The following is a 19275-nucleotide window of genomic DNA, read 5'->3' on the forward strand; positions in this document are numbered from 1 at the left end:
TTGTTTCAGCCCATTCGGGTCACGGTCAGCGCCACCACTGCGATGCGGTCGACCCGTTGATAGCCGGGGTTGAGCAGTTCTTCGCCAAAAACATCCGGGTCGAGTTCGCGGTACGTCCAGCCGAAGCGTTTTTCATCGAGGCGCGGCAGCACGGTGTCGAGAAACGGATCACGACCATCGACCATCGCCACACCGGTGTAGAGCAGCAGCGAGCCACCAGGCGCCAATCGATTCAAGGCCTGTTCGACGATGCGCAGTGACAGTCCTGCCCCCAGCGTCCCGCCACCGTGGCGATAGGCGCGCTCCGCCGGGTCGGCCATGTACGGCGGGTTGGCGACGATCAGGTCGAACTCGCCGTCGACGCCCTGCAACAGATCACTGGCGCGCACTTCAACGTTGGCGACTTCCGCCAGTGCCGCATTGATCGCAGTCAGACGCAACGCCGCAGGGTTGATGTCCAGCGCCAGCACCTCTGCCTCGCGACGGGCGCGGCCGATCAGAATCGCACCGACGCCAGCGCCACAGCCGATGTCCACCGCGCGATGAATCGGCGCGAAGTTCTGCTGCAGGTGGGCGTGGATCAGTTGCGCAAAGCGGTAGGTGTCGGGGCCGAAAAACACCGCGTCAGCGGCCTCGGTGGGAAATGCCGAATGGACGAACAGCAAATCATCCAGGCTCGACCAGCGCACCCGACTCTTCAGCTCACCTTCGTAGGTATCAATGATCTGTGCGTCTTGCAGTTGTCGCTGTTCATCGGCGGACAACAATCCCGGCGCGAACGGACGCGACCAGCCGAACACATCACGCAAAGAGTCGGCCATCTGGCCTTCGTCACGCTGGTTGACCCGTTGATGGGTCAACGGCGTCGGCGTGGTGAACCGATATCCGTCTGCCAACAAGCGCCGGCCCAATTGCAGCAGCACGAGGTCGTTGGGGCAGAGTTGTTCTTCCTGAGTCATCGGCGGTGTCCTTAAGGCAAGCGGGATTTGAGTTCGATAAAACGCCGGGTGGCGAGCAGCCCGGCCGGATGTGCATGGCGGGCCGGGGCGAGCCAGGGGAGCAAAATCGCCATTTGCGCCGAGGCATCCTGACCTTGCAGCGCGGTGTTGAGCGCCTGTACGTCGGGGTCCTGTTCAAGCCCTTCGATGGGCGCTGCGGTCTGACTGTGCCGCCGAACGGGTTTCGCTTTATCCGACGGCGTCCAATCGCCGGCGATCCAGTCGTGCACCAGTTGTTTTTCGTAGGCATTGAACACACCAAACATCGCCGCACCGTCGCCCGCGATCAGTTGCCAAAAACGGCTGGCCTGCGGGTCTTCGTGGCGCTTGATCCAGCCCTTGTTCTGCAACGCTTGGAGGAAACCGGGTAATTGCTCGGGTGCAGCCAGCCACTGATTGACGGTCTGCCCTTCGAAACGGCAGTAATCAGAATGCATGTGTTGGGCGAATGGGCACTTGCGCTCGAGCATCGCCAGCAATTGCTGCTCAAGGTCGAAGCCTTCAATGATTGCGCGGCTGCCCTGCCCCAGATCGTTGAGCCGATAGCCCAGCGCTACCCGGCGCAGAAACTCAGCGCGATCGGCCTCAAGCGGCAGCAGGTCAAGCGCCGCCTGCACGGCTTTTTGCGCATGGCCGGTGCTGGCGTTGTCGATGGTCACATGGAGGGTGAAATAGTACGGATCGATCCCCAGTTCACTGAGTTCGTAACTGCTGATCAACAGGTGCAAGGGCAGTTGTTCATAGCCGAGGTTGTAGCCGATCACCTCGGGCAGATAGTCAGCACCACAGACACCGAGGGCCAGTTGTATCGCGCCTTGCAGGTAGCGTTCATCGTCGATGGCGCTGCTGTCCTGCAGATCGTGCTCGGCGAGCAATTTCTGGTAAATCACCACGTGGTTCTGCGCCGGATTGCCTTCGCCCAGCTCTTCCAGAAAGGTTCGCAGCAGCCCTTGGAAACGCGGGTCTTGCCAGCGCGGCAATAGACCATAGAGCCAAGCGCCGTCGACCAGTTTGGTCGGTGCCACCGCTTGCAGGAAATACAGCGCCTGCGCCTTGCCACGGAAGAATTGCCGAGGCCCGCCGGCCTTGCGCTGCTGGAGATAGTCGGCGTATTGCCGGGCGACATCGGCGCAATGTTCGGCCACCCAGGCGTGCCACGTTGCCGGGTCTTCAGGCAACGAATCGGTAAGTTGCGCGGCGTGTTGCAGTTGCTCCTGCAAAAACGCCTGCGCAAGGTCCTGGGAATCGTCATTGCGCAACAACGCTTCATAGACCTGCCGCATGTTCCCAGCGGCGTTCATCAGGTGCGGTTGGGCAGGCGCGGCTTGCAGAGGTGTCAGGACAGTCATGGCAAAATTCTCGGTCGGTTGGCAGGGCGCTGTTCCACACGCCTCTACAGCAGCAGAGAGGCGGCGCCTGCGAAAAATTCAATCGACGTGAAAATTGCCCGGACGGACGGCGAAGCAGCTCCTTGACGGAGCTGCGGGTGGTTATGATTTTTTGCCGTTAAATCAGGCCTGGCCTTTGGCCTGCTGCTCCAGATGCACCTGCAAATCCGGGTCGATCCGCAAGGCTGCTGCCAGTTCATCCAGATAGCTGCGCTCGGCGTCCTGCTGGTCATCCACGAGGATCACGCTGACCAGATACATTTCAGCGGCCATGGCCGGATCGCCTTTGGCCGCCTGCGCGACTTCGTTGGCGTCCAGCGGTTTCGAGACTTCGTCCTCAAACCATTGCTGCAATTGTGAGTCGTCGGTGTGTTTGCTGATTTCCCCACTGATCATCTGTTGTTCCCGGGCGTCGATCTCACCGTCAGCCTTGGCCGCCGCAATCAAAGCGCGCAACACAGCGTGGCTGTGCTCCTCGACTTCCGGGCCGGCAAGCAGATTGGCCGTCTGCGGGATTTGTTGCGGTGCCGAACTCGCCTGGCTGCGTTGCCACGCCTGATACGCCTGGAACGCCATCATGCCCAGCGACGCCAGCGCCGCATAATTGGTCCCGCCGGAACGACTTTGCGTACTGCCCGCGCCGCCCAGCGCCCCACCCAAAGCGCCGCCAAGACCACCACCGGCACCGCCGCCGAGCAAACCACCGAGCAAGCCGCCCAAGCCGCCAAGTCCACCGGCAGATCCGCCGCCGCTGGCCGCGCCCGAGCCGCCACCGAGCAGTCCACCCAGCAACCCACCCAAACCACCCAAACCATCGCCGGCAGACGCTGAAGATTGTTGGCCGGTCGAGGCCTGGCCTCGCAGCAGTTTTTCGAGCAAATCGCTGGTGTTCATGACGTTATCCTCAGGCATTGGCAGTGACTGCGTCTGGCAACGATAGACCCCTTAAGCCATAGCGCCAGCACCGTTTGGCTGACGCTCGAAGCCCTGACGGATTTCGCCCGCGTATTTTTTCGCCGGCCAGCTAAGATTGATCAGTGGTGAACCTTATCCCGGCCAGACCGGTCGATAGCTGCAACCCCGACCCGGTTTGCCGGCGCCCTGCTACTCAAGGGTGATACCCGGCTTGCTTCACTTTCTGGAGAACGCCCCCGTGATATCGACCGTACACATCGCCAGGCTCAAAGCATGGGGCGCCCATGGTTTTACCGCGACTGGCGTGGTCACAGCCTTCCTGGCCACCCTCGCCCTGCTGGAAAACCAGCCGACCCATTGCCTGATGTGGCTGGGCGTGGCGCTGATTGTCGACGGCCTCGACGGCGCACTGGCGCGCAAGGTCAACGTGCAATCGGTGCTGCCGAGCTTCGACGGTTCGATCCTCGATCTGGTGATCGATTACCTGACATACGTGTTCATCCCGGCGCTGTTCATCTATCGCTACATTCCGCTGCCGGATTACACCCTGCTGCTGACCGTGTCGCTGATTCTGGTGTCCTCGTTGTTCTGCTTCTGCAACGTCAACATGAAGAGCAAGGACAACTACTTTGTCGGGTTTCCGGCTGCATGGAATGTGGTCGCCCTGTGCCTGTACATCATCGGACCGGGGCCGTGGATCACTTTTCTGACGGTGATTGGTCTGGCGCTGTTGACCGTGACGCGGATGAAGTTTTTGCATCCGTTCCGCGTGCGCCGGTTCATGCCGATCAACATTGCGGTGACGGCAATCTGGCTGCTATGCAGCCTGTCGCTGGTGCTCAACCACCCGGTGATCAACCCATTGGTGATGGGCTTGTGGTTGCTGATGTCGGCGTACTTTCTGGGGATCTGCATCTGGCGTACGGCGCTGGAGTGGTTTGATCGGCCGCAGGTGAAATAGGCTCAACTACCAAAATACCTACCCCTGTGGGAGCGAGCCTGCTCGCGAAGACGGAGTGTCAGACAACATTTTTGTTGAATGACACAGCGCTTTCGCGAGCAGGCTCACTCCTACAGGGGTCGCAATAGATTCGAAAGTCGGGGGTGAATCAGCGCTTGGTGATCACCACCTCCAGATACTCGCTCGGCACCACCAGCGAACCCTCTCCCGCCCGATTCAACCGATTTAGCAAATCCGCCAGATCACTCTCCAGCGCCTGCCCGCTCTCCGGCGGTAATGCCGCAAAGGCCTTATGCACCGGCCCATACCAATGGCGGAAAATATCAATAAAATGCGCGGCCGAGCGATAGCGAAAATTGAAATCGCGCCGTGTCACACGCAGCAGAAAATCACGGTCATCGAAATGTTTGTGCAGCCAGGCATCGGAGCCCCAATTCGAGGGCGGCTGGGCGCCGGCAGGCGGCGGCAGATGACGGCTGAGCGTCTTGAACATCTGCCCAACAAAACCTTCCGGCGTCCAGTTGGCCAGACCTATCCGCCCACCACGGCGACAAACCCGCCCCAGCTCGGCCGCAGCCGTGTCCTGATCCGGCGCGAACATCACACCAAAGGTCGACAGCACCGCGTCGTAACTCTCATCGGCGAACGGCAGTGCCTCAGCATCGGCAACCTGAAACGTCACGTCCAGATGCTCTGCTCGGGCCCGATCCTGGCCGCGCTCCAACAAAGCTGCAACGTAGTCGGTCGAGGTGACCTGGCAGCCACGGCGCGCCGCCGCCAGCGTCGCATTACCGTTGCCGGCAGCGACATCCAGCACCTCTTCATCGCAACGCAGGTCACAGGCTTCGGCAAGGTTTTCGCCGACGATTTGTAACGTCGTACCAATCACGGCGTAGTCGCCACTGGCCCAGGCGACTTTCTGGCGTTCTTTCAAGGCAGTCAGATCAATCGGGGTACTCATAAGAGTGAACTCCGCTGCGGATGGGGTCGGTGATCATTCGGCCGTCGTCGGATCGATGACCGTCATCACTCGCGCCACACTGTTGGCAGGAAATCCTCCAAGCCTGGCGTGTTCGCGTACCTGCTCTTCGTCAGGCGCGATGTACACGCAATAGATCTTGTCAGCGGTGACATAACTCTGCAGCCACTGCACTTGCGGACCGAGTTCGCGCAAGACATCACAGGACGTTTTCGACACAGCTTTGAGTTCTGCTTCCGACAGCTTCCCGGCCCCTGGAATCTCGCGTTCAATCACGAATTTCGGCATGGCAACCTCGCGCTCTTGTTATGGGGCAAGGCCGGCAGTGACCCTGCTCAAGCACTATCGCGCCGAGACCGCTCGGCGTCCCTGCCAATCGTCTGGCAACCCCGTAAAACCGGGGGTTTGCCGATGAGCGGTGGAAATCTGTAAAGCGTCTGGAACACCTTGAAGATTGCCAACGTTCGAGGATTGGTTTCTGATGCCCGCTCGCTTCTGGAACGGACTCTACCGATGTCACTGAAACTCGATTGGCTCGCGCATCACATGCACCACAGCGACCGTTATGCTCAATGGATCCACCAGCAATTCCCCTACGAATACATCGACCAACCGTTGGCTGAATGGCAGCGTGAATTTGCCGAGGGCCAAGGCAATGGCGACTGGTCTTGCCTGATCGCCATGGACGGTGAACATCTGGTCGGCGGCGCGGCGCTAGCACGCGATGACCTCGCCTTGCGCCCCAATCTCGGACCTTGGCTGGCCTGCGTGTTCGTCAGTCCTGAAGCGCGCGGGCAAGGGCTGGCGGAGCGCTTGGTTGAAGGGATTTGTCAGGAAGCGAAAGAGTGCGGGTTTGCGCGTTTGTATCTGCATACGCAGACCAAGCAGGACTACTACGCCAAACGCGGCTGGCAAGTCCTGGAGCGTTTTCGCGCCTGGGGCAATGAACAATGGCTCATGGTCCGCGACCTCTGAGCCAGTGGTTTGCTGATCACGCCGCAGGCGCCTTAGCCTCCTCCAGCAACTGCTGGATCATCTGCTCCTGCGCCTCGTAGCGACCTTCGCCGAAGTGGCTGTAACGCACCTGCCCCTTGGCGTCGATCAGGTAATGCGCCGGCCAGTACTGGTTGTCGAAGTTGCGCCAGATCGCGTAGTTGTTGTCGATGGCCACCGGGTAGGTGATGCCGAGCTTTTTCACCTGATCCTTGACGTTCTCGATGATCCGCTCGTAGCCGTATTCCGGGGTGTGCACGCCGATCACCACGAGGCCGTCCTTCTCGTACTTCTTCGCCCAGTCCTTGACGTACGGCAGGGTGTGCTGGCAGTTGATGCAGTCGTAGGTCCAAAAGTCCACAAGCACCACTTTGCCGCGCAGGGCTTCAGCGCTCAGCTCGGGCGAATTCAACCATTGCACGGCGCCAGCGAGTGACGGCATCGCGCCTTTGCCCTCCTCCATCGGCGAGTCCGCGCGGACTTTGCTGACAAAGTAGTCGACCACTTTCGGCACGTTTTCCAACACGCGTTTTTCGACACTGGCGACGCCTTCGGAGGAGGTGTTGGCCAACAAGGTTTTATCGAAGCCGGTGGCAATCACCGCTGTCGTCGCCAGTACCGCAACCCCGGCACCACGACGCAACCAACCGGTGAACGGGATCGACGGTTTCAAACGGTTGACCAACCCGCGCCCGGTGAAGATCAACGTGCCCAGCGACAATGCACTGCCGGCGCCGTAGGCCAGCAGCAACAGGCTGGTCTGCGCGTTGGCGCCTTGCAGCATGGCACCGGTGAGAATCACCCCGAGAATCGGTCCCGCACACGGTGCCCAAAGCAGTCCGGTGGCCACGCCGAGCATGAACGAACCCATCGGCCCGGCCTTTTTCCGGGTGTCCGGGTCCAGACGATTGCCGAGCATCACGAAGGGGCGTGTCAGCCAGCCGCCGATGCGCGCCGAGATCAGCGACAGGGCGAACACGCTCATCACGATCAGCGCGACGTAACGGCCACTGTTGCTGGCCTGGATCACCCATTCGCTGCTGACCACGGCAAGGCTGGAGATCAGCGCGAAGGTCAGGGCCATGCCGCCGAGGGTCAACAGTATCGAAGCGCGACTGCGTTGGGCGCCGGCAAACAGAAACGGCACCACCGGCAGGATGCAGGGGCTGAGCACGGTCAGCAGACCGCCGAGAAATGCGATGAGGTACATAGTGAGTCACCCTTGATCAATGATTGTGGCGAGCCGTTCAGACGCTCTGGCTTTCCAGCCATTGGCTCTGCGGCGTACGGCTGGCGCCGTTCTCGGCGAACATCTGCCCTTGTGGCGTGCGGCTGGAGCCGTCCGCTGCAATCAGGCCGTCGCTGCCCTGCTGGGCCCCCGGCGTCAGTTGGAAGCAGGTGCTGCTGTGGCAGCTATGCTGTTCAACCGCAGCGTTGGCATGGGCGGCGACGCCGGCCAGGGAGAAAGCGATGGCGGTGAAAAAGCGCGCGACGTTGTTCATGGTGTTGTTCCTTCTATAAAGAGTTGGCTTGGTTGCCGTTGATGACTCAGTTGTCGTTGTTGCAGCCGTCGGCAAATTTGCTGTAATCGAGTACGCGGGTTTTGCCTGCAGAATCGAGGTAGGTCATGCGCGCCTCGACGATGCCGCAGGACACCGAGTTGTCCTGTTTCAGCGAGATCACTTTCTGGATATCCAGGTGGGTGCCGTAGGTGTAGGTTTGCGCGGTAACAGCGGCTTCGGCCCGGGCCGAGAGCGTGCAGATGTTCAGCGCGGCAAACAGGCAGGCGGCGATTACGGAGTTGTTGTTCATGGCGTTTCCTCAAGGCTTCAATGGGGTTTGAGCCGAGGCGATCTGTGTGGGCCTCGATGGAGCCTATTTGAGGCTCGCGAGGTATCGCCTCTGTGTCAGGAACTGGCGCGTTTCAATCGCTGTGTATCCTTGCCATCGGGGGATACACAGCGATACAAACCCCTGAAAAAATCGCGTTTTTGCGTCCCCGTGTATCCGTAGTCACGGCAGATACACTGCAATACAAAGGCAGGCAGGCGGGCCACCGCAGGCTCGATACACTGCACGGCAGTCCCTTTTGATAGAGGTTTGCACCGATGGATCATGTCGATCACATTCTCATCGTCGACGACGACCGCGAGATCCGTGAACTGGTGGGCAACTACCTGAAGAAAAACGGCCTGCGCACCACGGTGGTCGCCGATGGCCGGCAGATGCGCAGCTTTCTCGAGGCCAACACCGTCGACCTGATCGTGCTCGACATCATGATGCCCGGCGACGATGGCCTGCAGCTGTGCCGCGAATTGCGGGTGGGCAAACACAAGGCCACGCCAGTATTGATGCTGACCGCGCGCAACGATGAAACCGACCGCATCATCGGCCTCGAAATGGGCGCCGACGACTACCTGACCAAACCATTCGCCGCCCGCGAATTGCTCGCGCGGATCAACGCCGTGCTGCGCCGCACGCGCATGCTGCCGCCGAATCTGGTGGTCACCGAGGCCGGTCGCTTGCTGGCCTTCGGTCGTTGGCAACTGGACACCTCGGCCCGTCACCTGCTCGACAAGGACGGCACCATGGTCGCCCTCAGCGGCGCCGAATATCGATTGCTGCGGGTGTTTCTCGATCACCCACAACGGGTGCTCAGCCGCGACCAACTGCTCAATCTGACCCAGGGTCGTGATGCCGATCTGTTTGACCGCTCGATCGACTTGCTGGTTAGCCGTTTGCGTCAGCGCCTGCTGGATGATGCGCGCGAGCCGGCCTACATAAAGACCGTGCGCAGCGAAGGTTACGTGTTCTCACTGCCGGTCGAGATTCTCGGGGCCCCGGCATGAGCGTCAATCTGCACTGGCCGCGCACCCTCGCCTCGCGCCTGTCGCTGATTTTCCTGATCGGCCTGTTGCTCGCTCAGGCGCTGTCGTTCGGTGCGCAGTATTACGAGCGTTACCAAAGCGCCAAGAACACCATGCTCGGCAATCTGGAAACCGACGTCTCGACCTCGATTGCGATCCTTGATCGCTTGCCTGCCGAAGAGCGCCCTGCCTGGCTCGAGCGTCTGGCGCGAAAAAATTATGGCTACCTGTTGAGCGAAGGCGAACCGGGCACACCGATCGAGGCCAGTGATGTGCCGGTGGCGGTCACCTCGATCACCGAAGCCATTGGTGAACGCTATCCGCTGACCTTCACCGATATTCCCGGGCCGAAGAAACACTTTCAGGGTCATCTGCGCCTGAGCGACGGCAGCCCGGTGACCATCGACGTGCGCCCCGCCATGGTCCCGTTGTCACCCTGGTTGCCGGTAGTACTGCTCGGCCAATTGGCGCTGATGCTCGTCTGCACCTGGCTGGCGGTGCGCATTGCGGTTCGCCCCCTGACCCGGCTGGCTAACGCGGTGGAAACACTCGACCCCAACGCCCACCCGATCAACCTCGACGAAAGCGGCCCGAACGAAGTGGTCTACGCAGCACGGGCGTTCAACACGATGCAGGCGCGCATTGCCGCTTATCTCAAGGAACGCATGCAACTGCTGGCGGCGATTTCCCATGACCTGCAAACCCCGATCACGCGGATGAAACTGCGCGCCGAACTCATGGACGATTGCACCGAGAAGGACAAACTGTGGAATGACCTCAGCGAGATGGAACACCTGGTGCGCGAAGGCGTGGCGTATGCGCGCAGCATCCATGGTTCGACCGAAGAAAGCCGCCGCACCAACATGGATTCCTTCCTCGAAAGCCTGGTGTTCGACTATCAGGACATGGGCAAGCAGGTGCAACTGGTCGGCAAGAGTGCGGCGGTCATCGACACCCGTCCTCATGCGTTGCGCCGGGTGCTGGTGAACCTGACCGACAACGCACTGAAATTCGCCGGCGCCGCCGAAGTCTGGGTCGAAGCCAACAAAGGCAACCTGGCGATCACCGTCATGGACCGCGGCCCGGGCATCGCCGACGCCGAACTGGCGCAGGTGCTGCAACCGTTCTACCGCGTGGAAAACTCGCGCAATCGCGATACCGGCGGCACCGGGCTGGGACTGGCGATCGCCCAGCAACTGGCCATGGCGCTCGGTGGTTCGCTGACGTTGAGCAATCGCGAGGGTGGCGGGCTGTGCGCTGAACTGAAGCTGCCGCTGCATCCATAAACGCTTTAACGGCGCCTGTTTAAACGCTACGCACCAATACCGGTCGGTAGCCTGCACACCGCCGCGCCAATGCCTACAACTTCATCAGAATCCACTGACTGTGCGCCTTGGCTGATGCGCTTATGGTTGTGTTGCCCGTTTCGCACTGTTCACCATTGGTCGCCACTGTCAGATCTGACAGTAGCAAGTCAGCGCCGGGCTACGGTTCCATGACAATTGGCCCAACCTGTCGAGGCGCAACATGACTCTGCTCGAATCCGTTACCCACGTGTGTACGCGCCTGGCGCCTGGCGGCTGGCATTCACTGATGCTCGCCCACGGCCTGGACTTGCTGGCTGAACCGCTGGCGGCGGAACTGCACAAGCCCCTGAAAATCGACCGGTCAATACCCGGATTTACTGATTTCGCAACGACCGGCAGGCGGGCGATCGAGGCAGGCGCACCGGCGCACAGCCTGCTGTATCACGCGCTGGCCTCGCCAAACGTGCTCAGCGATGAAAACGGCCAGACATTACAGCTGTTCCCCACTGCCGCCGAGATCGAGACCGTGCTCGACTATGTCTACAGCGTCAGTCCGCCCACGCTCGACAGCCTGCGCCACAAAGCCCGGGGCGCGCCGTTGGCGGTGGTCGCGTTTGCCAGTGAATATCGCTGCGCCGCCGACACCGTGCATGGCCGGCATGCCGACCTGTGCTTCTCGCGTACCGGAATCGCCCGCGTCGGCACCGCCCCCCCGTGCTATGACGCAACGCTGCGCAGTTTCCTGCCCTTCGTCGACGATGATCCGCACGGCATCCGGGTGATGCCAGTGCGCTACAGCGCCTACATTGCCGTGCAACTCAAGGGCGATGCCGAGCGCTTCGGGCCGATGGATTTTCAGATGGACCTCGACCCCGGACTGGATTTCTGGGTGCCCGTGCACAAGCTGTTCAATGGTTCGCAGTGCCTGGAGGGTCTGAACCTGACGGTGACGCTGGGCAACCACCAGATCAACGAAAAACTGCGGCATGTCCATTTGCGCCACAGCGGCACCGGTTGGCAGGAACCGCAGATCAGCCAGCCACCCTTCGTCGTCACGGAAAATCTTGCGCATTGGGCCTCGAGTGTAGATCTCGGCCCCGGTCTGCTGGTGCCTGAAGCCAGAGCCCGGCTGGTGGCGCCCGTCGAATATCAGGGGCAGCCCTTGTCCTTTATGCTGCCGGCCAATACCGGCGGCATGGTGCACGGACGTCATCGGGTCGAAGCGGATGGCAGCATCGAAGACCTGAACGAGCATGAAGGTGTCGAGGCGTTGGTGCGTCAGGGCGGTTATCGCGCCTTGCATTATCAGGACGGCACTGCCGATGGCTGGGTGTTGCCACGCTGCCCGATGCTGGAAAACCATTTGCCGGCCGTCGCGGCCTATTCGCTGATCGGCCCCCCGGACTTCTATCCGTTATGCAGTCAACGCAAGCTGTTGCACTGGGTCAGCGACGAACCAGCGTTACCAAGTGCCGGTCTCTGGCACGCCCGACTTGAAGCGCTCTCCAACGTACGCTACTGCGCCAACCTCGATCTGCAGGATCAACTGTTCTCCCCGACTGACCGAGGGGTGAGCGCCATAGTTGCCCTCGCCGATCAAACCGACACGGTGCAATCCACTGCCCCGCTACCACCGTCATCGCGGCCGACCTCACTGCCCGACGGCGCCGCCGGGGTGTTCGGGCCTGGCTGGGAGGTCGGCTGGGTTCGCCAGCGCACGGCAGACGACGAGTGGATCAACGTCCTCGCCGGCTATCAGATGGCCAGCCCGTTTCCCGAGGATGCGAAGATCTGCGCAGCGCTAGGTTCTTTCTGGCCCGGCGTGGCACCGGATTCGGCACGGGTATTTGAGCCGCGCTCGACGCTGCACAGCATCATTCCCCTGACCGATGAAGAAATCGGCATGGGCGGCCTGGCCTGGGATAATCAGCGCGGCCCTCAACTCATCACTCAAGACGATCGGCTGATCGTCCAGTACCACGCGTACGCCCATGCCGATTACACACAGGTGGCCCTCGATGGCCAGTTCTCCCTGAGCACGACCGGCCACACTGCGCAAACCGTGTATCAGCAGCGCGTGCGCTCGATGTATCGCGTGTACCGTGCGCTCGGCGCCGCCAGCGATAAACCCCTGCGCAATGCCTGGCCACTGTTGTCGTTCGTTGACGTGCAGCGGCCGAACGCGGAACTGGACAGCGCGCAGGCGCAAGCCGGGCAACTCCTCGACGGCTGGGTGCAGCGCTTTTTGCTGTACAAGCGCGGCGCCGTGCAGATCCCTGCAAGTGATTTCAGGTTGCGCCACGTCGAAGTCGAAGAGCTGGTGATCTTGCTGCTCAGCGCCGATGCAATCCTGATCAAACGCGACACCCTGCCATGGCGGGTCGCCCATGAAACATTTTGATGTTGTGGTCGTCGGCGCCGGCCCTGCGGGCTGCGCAACGGCAATCAGTTGCGCCCGTCACGGGCTGCGCGTGGCCTTGATCGAACGGCAAGCGTTCCCCCGGTTTCGCCCCGGCGAAAGCCTGCATCCGGGCATCGAACCGCTGCTACGACAACTGGGGGTCGCCGAGCAGCTATGTGGCCGCGCGGCACGGCGCTTTGACGGCCACTGGGTGCACTGGAACGGTGTGCCGCGCTTCAATGCCTTTGGCGCCGATGATCGCGGCGCCTGGCAGGGCTTTCATTTGGAGCGGGCGCAACTGGACGCGACGTTACTGGCGCAAGCGGCGACGTTGGGGGTGGAGATCAGTCAGCCCTGCCGGGCACGGCGAGTGCTGACTCAGGCCAGTCGGGTGATCGGCGTGGAGACCGACAGCGCACGCCTTTACGCGACCTGCCTGATCGATGCCAGTGGCGCTTGCGACTGGCTCGCTCGCCAACTCGGTCTGCCGGTTCGCCACTGTTCACCGCCGCTGGTGGCGCGTTACGGCTATTTGCAAGGTCACAGCGCAACCTATGCAACAACCGCGCACTTGCTGGCCGATCCTGACGGATGGACCTGGATCGCCCAGGTCGAGCCGCAGTTGCTGCACTGGACGCACCTGACGTTCGAGAACAACAGGCGCTCGACGAGGCTTCCCGAGGCCCTGCAAGCTTTGCCAGCCGTAGGGCGGATACGCGGCGCCGATGTAACCTGGCGCATCATCCCGGCCGTCACCGGTGCTGGCTATTTTCTGGTGGGCGATGCCGCCAACCGGCTCGACCCGGCGTCCTCCCACGGCGTGCTCAAAGCGTTGATGAGCGGTATGCAAGCCGCGCAAGCCGTAGCGGATTGTTTGCTCCAACCGGCCTTGCAAACAGCGGCGCAGGCGCAATATCGCCAATGGCTGAACGCAGGATTTGCACGCGATGTGGCGCACCTGCGTGACTTCTATCGTCTGCATCCCTGCCCGCCGTCGTGGCTGCCTGCGGCATGACTTACAGGACGCTGGCGAGCACGCCCTCTTGGTGAAACTGCCGCAACAACGCCGATCCGCTGTCCATGAACGTTTCGGTGTCGGCCACCCCTGCTTCTACTGCCAGATCTTGCAATTGCTGGCGGCCATCAAGGTCAGGAAACGCTTCAATGCGCTGTAACAGGCGCCAGGCCAGCGGGCTCAGCTCGGAAAACTGCACATTCCAGTCTGCCGTGCGCCGCACCAGCAACAGGGTCGGATGCGCCGGCGGTGTGGCGGGCTGATGGTTCGGATCAAGTGCATGCACCGGCCACACATACGCCAATGGCCAGGCCAGTGCCGAGATCTGCAGCGGACGCTCCAGCAACAGCGCCGGATCGCTTCGCGGCAGCGCCTGAGCATCGGACTGCTGCAAGATCATCTCGACCCATTCGTAATGCGCCAGCTCCAGCAGAAACGCCGGCCACTCGCCATCGCGCAACACCTGCGGTGGCGACGCGAGATAGTCGAGAAACGTTTCGGCAATCTCTCCAAACTTTGGGGTCTGCGCCCGCCACTCGCGCAAAAAGCCTCGTACCAGCAGGCCCCAGCGTTGTTCCCCGATGATCCGGATCAACACCGGAAACGTGCCGCTCAACAATTGCGAAACGTTGTTGAACACCAGATCGCGATAAACGTTGACCCGCGCCACGTTCATGTCGGCCGGTGGCGATTGATGTTCAGGATCGCGCAAATACCGGGTCAGCACCTGTTGTTGCAGTATCAGGTTATCCATGAGGGCGACCTCCGGCTTGCAGTTGGCGAATGGTATGCAACTCAGCGACCAGTTCGGAAAATGCCGGGAAATTGAAATCCCGCTCAAGCAGCGTTGGCTGCGCGCCAAACCGCCTGTAAGCCTCCGCCAGCAGAGACCACACGACCGGTTTGACTGAGGCACCATGGGTGTCGATTTTCAGCGTATCGGACTCATCGAAATGACCCGCCACATGCATCCCGACCACCCGGTCCGGCTCGATACCGGCGAGGAAGGTTTGCGGATCGAAGCCGTGGTTGATCGCGTTGACATAGACATTGTTGACGTCCAGCAGCAGGTCGCAATCGGCCTCGCGCAGTACGGCATTGGTGAAGCTCACCTCGTCCATGTCCTGGCGCGGGGCGGCATAGTAGGAGACGTTTTCCACGGCCAGGCGCCGGCCGAGAATGTCCTGAGCCTGACTGATCCGCGCGGCAACGTGCTGCACCGCTTCTTCGGTGAACGGCAACGGCAGCAAGTCATACAGATGCCCGTCATCGCTGCAGTAACTCAGGTGCTCGCTGTACAGCGGCACGTTGTAATGGTCGAGAAACACCCGGACCTCCTGCAAGAATCCGACATCCAGCGGCGCCGACCCGCCCAGCGACAGCGACAAGCCGTGACAGGACAACGGATAGCGCTCGGCCAGTTCACGTAACGCCGCACCGTGCGCGCCGCCTACTCCGATCCAGTTTTCCGGGGCGACTTCGAGAAAGTCGAAGGCGCCGCCACGGGCAGCCTGCAGGTCTTTCAGCAGACCACGGCGCAGGCCGAGGCCAACACTGGGTGGCATTGATGAGGGCGGCGTATGCATGGGATGTACCTCAGCAGTGGGTTTGCCACATTTGAGCCGCCGGATGTATTGCGGTTGTGTGCAGATGACCGGGCATTTGCAGCCCTGTGTGTCCCACCATCACGGCGATACACAGTGATACAGATTCTCTGCCGATCAATATTGTGGGAGCGAGCCTGCTCGCGAAAGCGTCAGCACTGCCAATACCAGAATTGCCTGAAATGCCGCCTTCGCGAGCAGGCTCGCTCCCACAGGTTTTCGTTGCTCACAAATACAGCGCCGCTCCCGGACCGGGGCTAGACTCCTTTATTACCCAGTCGAGGGGGACGCAGGACGTCAGCCGTGCCCTGCCCAACTCCGTGACCACCGCCCGGTGGCGCACGCCTCGACCCTCGACGCCGCCGGACCGTGATCCTGTTTCAGGAGCACACATGATGGATGAGGCGAAGCTCAACGAATTCATGGGCAAACTGGTCAACGACATGGGCGGCGCGGCGATGCTGGCCAATGTCATCGTCGGCGAAGAGCTCGGGCTGTACCGGGCAATGGCCGACAGTCAGGCGATCAGTGCCGATGCCCTCGCCGCCAAAACTACCTGCAACCCGCGTCTGGTTCGTGAATGGCTCAGCGCCCACGTGGCGTCCGGCTACATGGAACACCACGACGGCCAGTTCCGTTTACCCGAAGAGCAAGCGCTGGCCCTGGCCGTCGAAGACTCGCCGGTCTACGTCGCTGGCGGCCTCGGGGTGGTGGCGTCGTTTTTTCACGACAAGGACAAGCTGGTCAAAGCCATGCGCGGCAACGGCGCTTTGTCCTGGGGCGATCACCACCCGTGTATGTTCACCGGTACCGAGCGGTTCTTCCGGCCCGGCTACAAAGGTCACCTGATTGCCGAATGGCTGCCGGCACTGGACGGCGTGGTGGCCAAGCTTGAGCAAGGCGCGAACGTCGCCGATATCGGCTGCGGTCACGGCGCCTCGACCGTGATCATGGCCCAGGCGTTTCCCAACTCGCGTTTCGTCGGCTATGACTATCACGCGCCCTCGATCACCGTCGCCACCCAGCGCGCCGAGGAAGGTGGCGTCAGCAGCCGGGCGAAGTTCTTTCAGGGTTCGGCGAAAAGCTACCCCGGCGACGACTACGACCTGATCTGCTATTTCGACTGCCTGCACGACATGGGCGATCCGGTCGGTGCCGCCCGTCACGCCTATAACTCGCTGAAAGACGATGGCACGGTGTTGCTGGTCGAGCCGTTCGCCAACGACACACTGGACGACAACATCACCCCGGTTGGACGGCTGTTCTACGCAGCCTCGACGTTTATCTGCACCCCCAACTCGCTGTCGCAGGAAGTCGGCCTGGGCCTGGGGGCGCAGGCCGGGGAAGTGCGTCTGCGCAAAGTATTCGCCGAGGCCGGTTTCAAGCAGTTCCGCCGGGCCACGCAAACGCCGTTCAACCTGATTCTGGAGGCACGTAAATAATCCGCTTTTAAAACTGTGGCGTGGGAGCTTGCGCCCTCGCCACCAAGGTTGGTGCTAACCTGCGCGCACTGCCCACTTCGGAGCGCTGACCATGCTCGACAACCCGACCCGCGAACACCTCGATACGCTGCAAGAGGTGATGGCTGATGGCGATTTCATCGTGCTGACCGGAGCCGGCATCAGCACGCCGTCGGGTATTCCGGATTACCGCAACAGCGACGGTGTGCGCCGTGGCCGGCAGCCGATGATGTACCAGGAGTTCCTCGCCGCCCCCGAGTCGCGCCGCCGCTACTGGGCGCGGGCCATGCTGGGTTGGCCGAGGGTGCGTCAGGCGCAGCCGAATGCAGCGCACCAAGCGTTGGCCGGATTGCAGCGCCATGGGCTGATCCACGCCTTGATCACCCAGAACGTCGATACCCTGCACGATCAAGCCGGCAGTCACGATGTGATCGAACTGCACGGCAGCCTGCATCGCGTCCTCTGCCTGGACTGCGGCCAGCGCAGTGAGCGCGATTCGATTCAACAATTAATGGAAATGCACAACCCGTATCTGGCCGGGGTCGATGCAGTCCAGGCGCCGGATGGCGACACCCTGCTCGACCCGGCCTTCGAAGCGCGCTTTCAGGTGCCGCGCTGCCCGCATTGCGCTGGCGAGCGGATGAAACCGGACGTGGTGTTTTTCGGCGAGAACGTCGCGCAGCCCACGGCGGCAAGGGCGATGGCGGCGGCAGAGAATGCAGCGGGGATGTTGGTGGTGGGGTCTTCGTTGATGGCGTACTCGGCGTTTCGCCTGTGCCGGGTGATTGCCGATCGTGGCAAGCCGTTGATTGCGATCAATCTGGGCAAGACCCGCGCGGATGACTTGCTGGATTTGAAGATTGAAGCGTCGTGTGAACAGCTTTTGCCGTTGTTGGTTGAAGTGCTGGATCGGTGAGTTGCTGCACTTTGTGCTCGACTCCGGACCCAAGCCCCTCACCCTAGCCCTCTCCCAGGGGAGAGGGAACTGACCGAGTTGTCAGGACTTAATACTGCGACCTGAAAATTTCGAGCCGAAACCATTTTTTGAAATGCCCCCGATCAGCTCCCTTCTCCCTCGCCTAGCCCTAGCCCTCTCCCAAGCGAGAGGGAACTGACCGAGTTGTCAGGACTTAATACTGCGACCTGAAAATTTCGAGCCGAACCCATCTTTTGAAATGCCCCCGATCAGCTCCCTTCCCCCTCGCCCCCTCTGGGGGAGAGGGTTGGGGTGAGGGGGTAGATCTCACAGTCGCCCCAGATCTTCAGCCTTGAGAATATCGAACAACGCCTGCGCCGCCGCCGACAGTTCATTGCCCGGCTCAGTCAGCACGCCGATAGCCCGCTGCACCGAGTCATCCAGGGTCAGGCAGTGGGCGCCGAGTTCCTGCATCTGCTCGGCGCACAACGCCGGCACGGCACTGACGCCCAGACCACTGGCGACCATCCGCCCGACCGTGGCCAGTTGATGGCTTTCAAATTCCACCGGCAACTTCATGCCTCGCGCCTGCAGGTGCTCTTCGAGCATCACTCGCACCGTCGAAGGCCGCTGCAAGGTGATGAACGGCTCCTGCAATAACGTCTGCCAATCGATCTCGCCGCGCTGCGCCAGTGGCGAATCCTTCGACACCACCGCGACGAAGCGATCCACGTACAACGGCGTAAACGTCATCGAAGTGTTTTGCATCGGCTCGAACGCCACGCCCAGTTCCACCTGACGGTCACGGACCATTTCCAGCACTTGCTCATTGATCACGTCATTGACCGTGACGTTGACGTTCGGGTAGCGCGCACGAAACGTCTTGAGGATCGGCGGCAGCAGGTTGCCGGCAAACGACGGCATCGCCGCCAGCGTCACCCGCCCGCGCTGCAAGCTGAAGCGTTGGCGCATTTCGTCTTCGGCGTTATCCCAGTCGGCGATCAGCCGCCGCGCCAGCGGCAGCAAGGATTCACCTTCCGCAGTCAGCGCGACATTGCGTGTGTTACGGCTGAACAGGCGACCGCCCAGGCCCTCTTCCAGCGCTTTGATGGTCAGGCTCAAGGCTGATTGCGACAGGTGCAGACGCTCGCAGGCCACGGCGAAGCTCAGGCTCTGTGCCACAGCGAGGAAGGCGCGGATCTGTTTGATGGTCATACTCGCTTCGCTCCAGTTGTAAGCTACAAGCGTTAAGCGGCGAGCCATGATGATCGTTCCCACGCTCCTGCGTGGGAACGCAGCCCGTGACGCTCCGCGTCACTGGACGCGGAGCGTCCCTAGAGGCATTACCACGCGGAGCGTGGGAACGATCAAAGCAGCACGCCATAACGCGATTATTGAGTTTTATCTATTAATCAACCTTAAAAATCAACTTAACAAATATATCCTCCAGCGAGACACTCCAACCATTCGG

Annotated in this window: 19 protein-coding genes; 8 read left to right on the forward strand and 11 right to left on the reverse strand. The window is 61.4% G+C overall.

What is annotated here, in order from left to right:
- Positions 1-5: 5 nt before the first annotated feature.
- From CKW26_RS03315 to CKW26_RS03325, 3 genes are all read right to left on the reverse strand, one after another.
- The gene (locus CKW26_RS03315) at positions 6-959 is read right to left on the reverse strand and encodes a class I SAM-dependent methyltransferase (protein ID WP_095047493.1); all 954 of its coding nucleotides are present in this window, start codon (positions 957-959) and stop codon (positions 6-8) included.
- Between the two features lie 11 nt (positions 960-970).
- Complete coding sequence (locus CKW26_RS03320) at positions 971-2347, reverse strand: iron-containing redox enzyme family protein (RefSeq protein WP_095047494.1); 1377 nt, start codon at positions 2345-2347, stop codon at positions 971-973.
- Positions 2348-2509: 162 nt separating this feature from the next.
- Positions 2510-3280 carry a tellurite resistance TerB family protein gene (locus CKW26_RS03325; protein WP_095047495.1) on the reverse strand — a complete coding sequence of 257 codons (771 nt, stop codon included), beginning with the start codon at positions 3278-3280 and terminating at the stop codon, positions 2510-2512.
- A gap of 259 nt (positions 3281-3539) precedes the next feature.
- On the opposite strand from CKW26_RS03325, the gene pcsA reads away from it, so the two are divergent.
- Positions 3540-4262 carry a phosphatidylcholine synthase gene (gene pcsA / locus CKW26_RS03330; protein ID WP_007919592.1) on the forward strand — a complete coding sequence of 241 codons (723 nt, stop codon included), beginning with the start codon at positions 3540-3542 and terminating at the stop codon, positions 4260-4262.
- A 148-nt stretch (positions 4263-4410) separates the two neighbouring features.
- Here pcsA and CKW26_RS03335 read toward each other — a convergent pair whose 3' ends face one another.
- Positions 4411-5223 (reverse strand): class I SAM-dependent methyltransferase, encoded by an 813-nt coding sequence (locus tag CKW26_RS03335; protein ID WP_095047496.1) that lies wholly within the window; start codon positions 5221-5223, stop codon positions 4411-4413.
- Between the two features lie 33 nt (positions 5224-5256).
- Positions 5257-5529: a DUF4242 domain-containing protein gene (locus tag CKW26_RS03340; protein ID WP_095047497.1), complete on the reverse strand. Its 273-nt coding sequence runs from the start codon at positions 5527-5529 to the stop codon at positions 5257-5259.
- Positions 5530-5754: 225 nt separating this feature from the next.
- On the opposite strand from CKW26_RS03340, the gene CKW26_RS03345 reads away from it, so the two are divergent.
- The gene (locus tag CKW26_RS03345; RefSeq protein WP_095047498.1) at positions 5755-6216 is read left to right on the forward strand and encodes a GNAT family N-acetyltransferase; all 462 of its coding nucleotides are present in this window, start codon (positions 5755-5757) and stop codon (positions 6214-6216) included.
- A 16-nt stretch (positions 6217-6232) separates the two neighbouring features.
- On the opposite strand, the gene CKW26_RS03350 is transcribed toward CKW26_RS03345, so the two are convergent.
- From CKW26_RS03350 to CKW26_RS03360, 3 genes are read right to left on the reverse strand one after another with little or no spacing between them, the layout of a single operon-like run.
- Positions 6233-7444, reverse strand: a complete 1212-nt coding sequence (locus CKW26_RS03350) for a cytochrome c biogenesis protein DipZ (RefSeq protein ID WP_095047499.1) — start codon at positions 7442-7444, stop codon at positions 6233-6235.
- A gap of 37 nt (positions 7445-7481) precedes the next feature.
- Positions 7482-7736 carry a hypothetical protein gene (locus CKW26_RS03355; protein WP_095047500.1) on the reverse strand — a complete coding sequence of 85 codons (255 nt, stop codon included), beginning with the start codon at positions 7734-7736 and terminating at the stop codon, positions 7482-7484.
- 46 nt (positions 7737-7782) lie between these two features.
- Positions 7783-8046 (reverse strand): DUF2790 domain-containing protein, encoded by a 264-nt coding sequence (locus tag CKW26_RS03360; protein ID WP_095047501.1) that lies wholly within the window; start codon positions 8044-8046, stop codon positions 7783-7785.
- A 296-nt stretch (positions 8047-8342) separates the two neighbouring features.
- Here CKW26_RS03360 and CKW26_RS03365 point away from each other — a divergent pair, with 296 nt between their 5' ends.
- The 4 genes from CKW26_RS03365 to CKW26_RS03380 all read left to right on the forward strand — a co-directional run bounded on the left by CKW26_RS03365 (position 8343) and on the right by CKW26_RS03380 (position 13824).
- Positions 8343-9083 carry a response regulator gene (locus CKW26_RS03365; RefSeq protein ID WP_007919579.1) on the forward strand — a complete coding sequence of 247 codons (741 nt, stop codon included), beginning with the start codon at positions 8343-8345 and terminating at the stop codon, positions 9081-9083.
- Positions 9080-10387 carry a HAMP domain-containing sensor histidine kinase gene (locus CKW26_RS03370; RefSeq protein WP_095047502.1) on the forward strand — a complete coding sequence of 436 codons (1308 nt, stop codon included), beginning with the start codon at positions 9080-9082 and terminating at the stop codon, positions 10385-10387. Before CKW26_RS03365 ends, CKW26_RS03370 begins: the two co-directional genes overlap by 4 nt.
- Before the next feature lie 241 nt (positions 10388-10628).
- Complete coding sequence (locus CKW26_RS03375; RefSeq protein WP_095047503.1) at positions 10629-12809, forward strand: hypothetical protein; 2181 nt, start codon at positions 10629-10631, stop codon at positions 12807-12809.
- Entirely contained in the window at positions 12796-13824 is a 1029-nt protein-coding gene (locus CKW26_RS03380; RefSeq protein WP_095047504.1) for an NAD(P)/FAD-dependent oxidoreductase, read from the forward strand. Before CKW26_RS03375 ends, CKW26_RS03380 begins: the two co-directional genes overlap by 14 nt.
- 1 nt (position 13825) lies before the next feature.
- Here the strand turns inward: CKW26_RS03380 and CKW26_RS03385 are convergent, their stop codons facing one another.
- The gene (locus tag CKW26_RS03385) at positions 13826-14578 is read right to left on the reverse strand and encodes a DUF2063 domain-containing protein (RefSeq protein ID WP_095047505.1); all 753 of its coding nucleotides are present in this window, start codon (positions 14576-14578) and stop codon (positions 13826-13828) included.
- Positions 14571-15410, reverse strand: a complete 840-nt coding sequence (locus CKW26_RS03390) for a DUF692 domain-containing protein (protein WP_095047506.1) — start codon at positions 15408-15410, stop codon at positions 14571-14573. Before CKW26_RS03390 ends, CKW26_RS03385 begins: the two co-directional genes overlap by 8 nt.
- 413 nt (positions 15411-15823) lie before the next feature.
- Here CKW26_RS03390 and CKW26_RS03395 point away from each other — a divergent pair, with 413 nt between their 5' ends.
- Both CKW26_RS03395 and CKW26_RS03400 read left to right on the forward strand, forming a co-directional pair.
- Positions 15824-16870 carry a class I SAM-dependent methyltransferase gene (locus CKW26_RS03395; RefSeq protein ID WP_095047768.1) on the forward strand — a complete coding sequence of 349 codons (1047 nt, stop codon included), beginning with the start codon at positions 15824-15826 and terminating at the stop codon, positions 16868-16870.
- Between the two features lie 91 nt (positions 16871-16961).
- The gene (locus tag CKW26_RS03400; protein ID WP_095047507.1) at positions 16962-17804 is read left to right on the forward strand and encodes an NAD-dependent protein deacetylase; all 843 of its coding nucleotides are present in this window, start codon (positions 16962-16964) and stop codon (positions 17802-17804) included.
- 327 nt (positions 17805-18131) lie between these two features.
- Here CKW26_RS03400 and CKW26_RS03405 read toward each other — a convergent pair whose 3' ends face one another.
- The gene (locus CKW26_RS03405; RefSeq protein WP_095047508.1) at positions 18132-19019 is read right to left on the reverse strand and encodes a LysR family transcriptional regulator; all 888 of its coding nucleotides are present in this window, start codon (positions 19017-19019) and stop codon (positions 18132-18134) included.
- Positions 19020-19275: the final 256 nt, after the last annotated feature.

Origin of the sequence: Pseudomonas sp. Irchel s3h9, from assembly GCF_900187475.1 — a bacterium.
In the GTDB taxonomy this organism is placed as follows: domain Bacteria; phylum Pseudomonadota; class Gammaproteobacteria; order Pseudomonadales; family Pseudomonadaceae; genus Aquipseudomonas; species Aquipseudomonas neuropathica.

What these genes read in the sequence shown, in the direction of transcription:
- CKW26_RS03385 (WP_095047505.1), bottom strand. Translation starts at nt 14,578, where the DNA reads ATGGATAACCTGATACTGCAACAACAGGTGCTGACCCGGTATTTGCGC.
- CKW26_RS03345 (WP_095047498.1), top strand. Translation starts at nt 5,755, where the DNA reads ATGTCACTGAAACTCGATTGGCTCGCGCATCACATGCACCACAGCGAC.
- CKW26_RS03320 (WP_095047494.1), bottom strand. Translation starts at nt 2,347, where the DNA reads ATGACTGTCCTGACACCTCTGCAAGCCGCGCCTGCCCAACCGCACCTG.
- CKW26_RS03360 (WP_095047501.1), bottom strand. Translation starts at nt 8,046, where the DNA reads ATGAACAACAACTCCGTAATCGCCGCCTGCCTGTTTGCCGCGCTGAAC.
- CKW26_RS03405 (WP_095047508.1), bottom strand. Translation starts at nt 19,019, where the DNA reads ATGACCATCAAACAGATCCGCGCCTTCCTCGCTGTGGCACAGAGCCTG.
- CKW26_RS03315 (WP_095047493.1), bottom strand. Translation starts at nt 959, where the DNA reads ATGACTCAGGAAGAACAACTCTGCCCCAACGACCTCGTGCTGCTGCAA.
- CKW26_RS03375 (WP_095047503.1), top strand. Translation starts at nt 10,629, where the DNA reads ATGACTCTGCTCGAATCCGTTACCCACGTGTGTACGCGCCTGGCGCCT.
- CKW26_RS03335 (WP_095047496.1), bottom strand. Translation starts at nt 5,223, where the DNA reads ATGAGTACCCCGATTGATCTGACTGCCTTGAAAGAACGCCAGAAAGTC.
- CKW26_RS03380 (WP_095047504.1), top strand. Translation starts at nt 12,796, where the DNA reads ATGAAACATTTTGATGTTGTGGTCGTCGGCGCCGGCCCTGCGGGCTGC.
- CKW26_RS03395 (WP_095047768.1), top strand. Translation starts at nt 15,824, where the DNA reads ATGGATGAGGCGAAGCTCAACGAATTCATGGGCAAACTGGTCAACGAC.
- CKW26_RS03370 (WP_095047502.1), top strand. Translation starts at nt 9,080, where the DNA reads ATGAGCGTCAATCTGCACTGGCCGCGCACCCTCGCCTCGCGCCTGTCG.
- CKW26_RS03365 (WP_007919579.1), top strand. Translation starts at nt 8,343, where the DNA reads ATGGATCATGTCGATCACATTCTCATCGTCGACGACGACCGCGAGATC.
- CKW26_RS03400 (WP_095047507.1), top strand. Translation starts at nt 16,962, where the DNA reads ATGCTCGACAACCCGACCCGCGAACACCTCGATACGCTGCAAGAGGTG.
- CKW26_RS03355 (WP_095047500.1), bottom strand. Translation starts at nt 7,736, where the DNA reads ATGAACAACGTCGCGCGCTTTTTCACCGCCATCGCTTTCTCCCTGGCC.
- CKW26_RS03340 (WP_095047497.1), bottom strand. Translation starts at nt 5,529, where the DNA reads ATGCCGAAATTCGTGATTGAACGCGAGATTCCAGGGGCCGGGAAGCTG.
- CKW26_RS03390 (WP_095047506.1), bottom strand. Translation starts at nt 15,410, where the DNA reads ATGCATACGCCGCCCTCATCAATGCCACCCAGTGTTGGCCTCGGCCTG.
- CKW26_RS03350 (WP_095047499.1), bottom strand. Translation starts at nt 7,444, where the DNA reads ATGTACCTCATCGCATTTCTCGGCGGTCTGCTGACCGTGCTCAGCCCC.
- CKW26_RS03325 (WP_095047495.1), bottom strand. Translation starts at nt 3,280, where the DNA reads ATGAACACCAGCGATTTGCTCGAAAAACTGCTGCGAGGCCAGGCCTCG.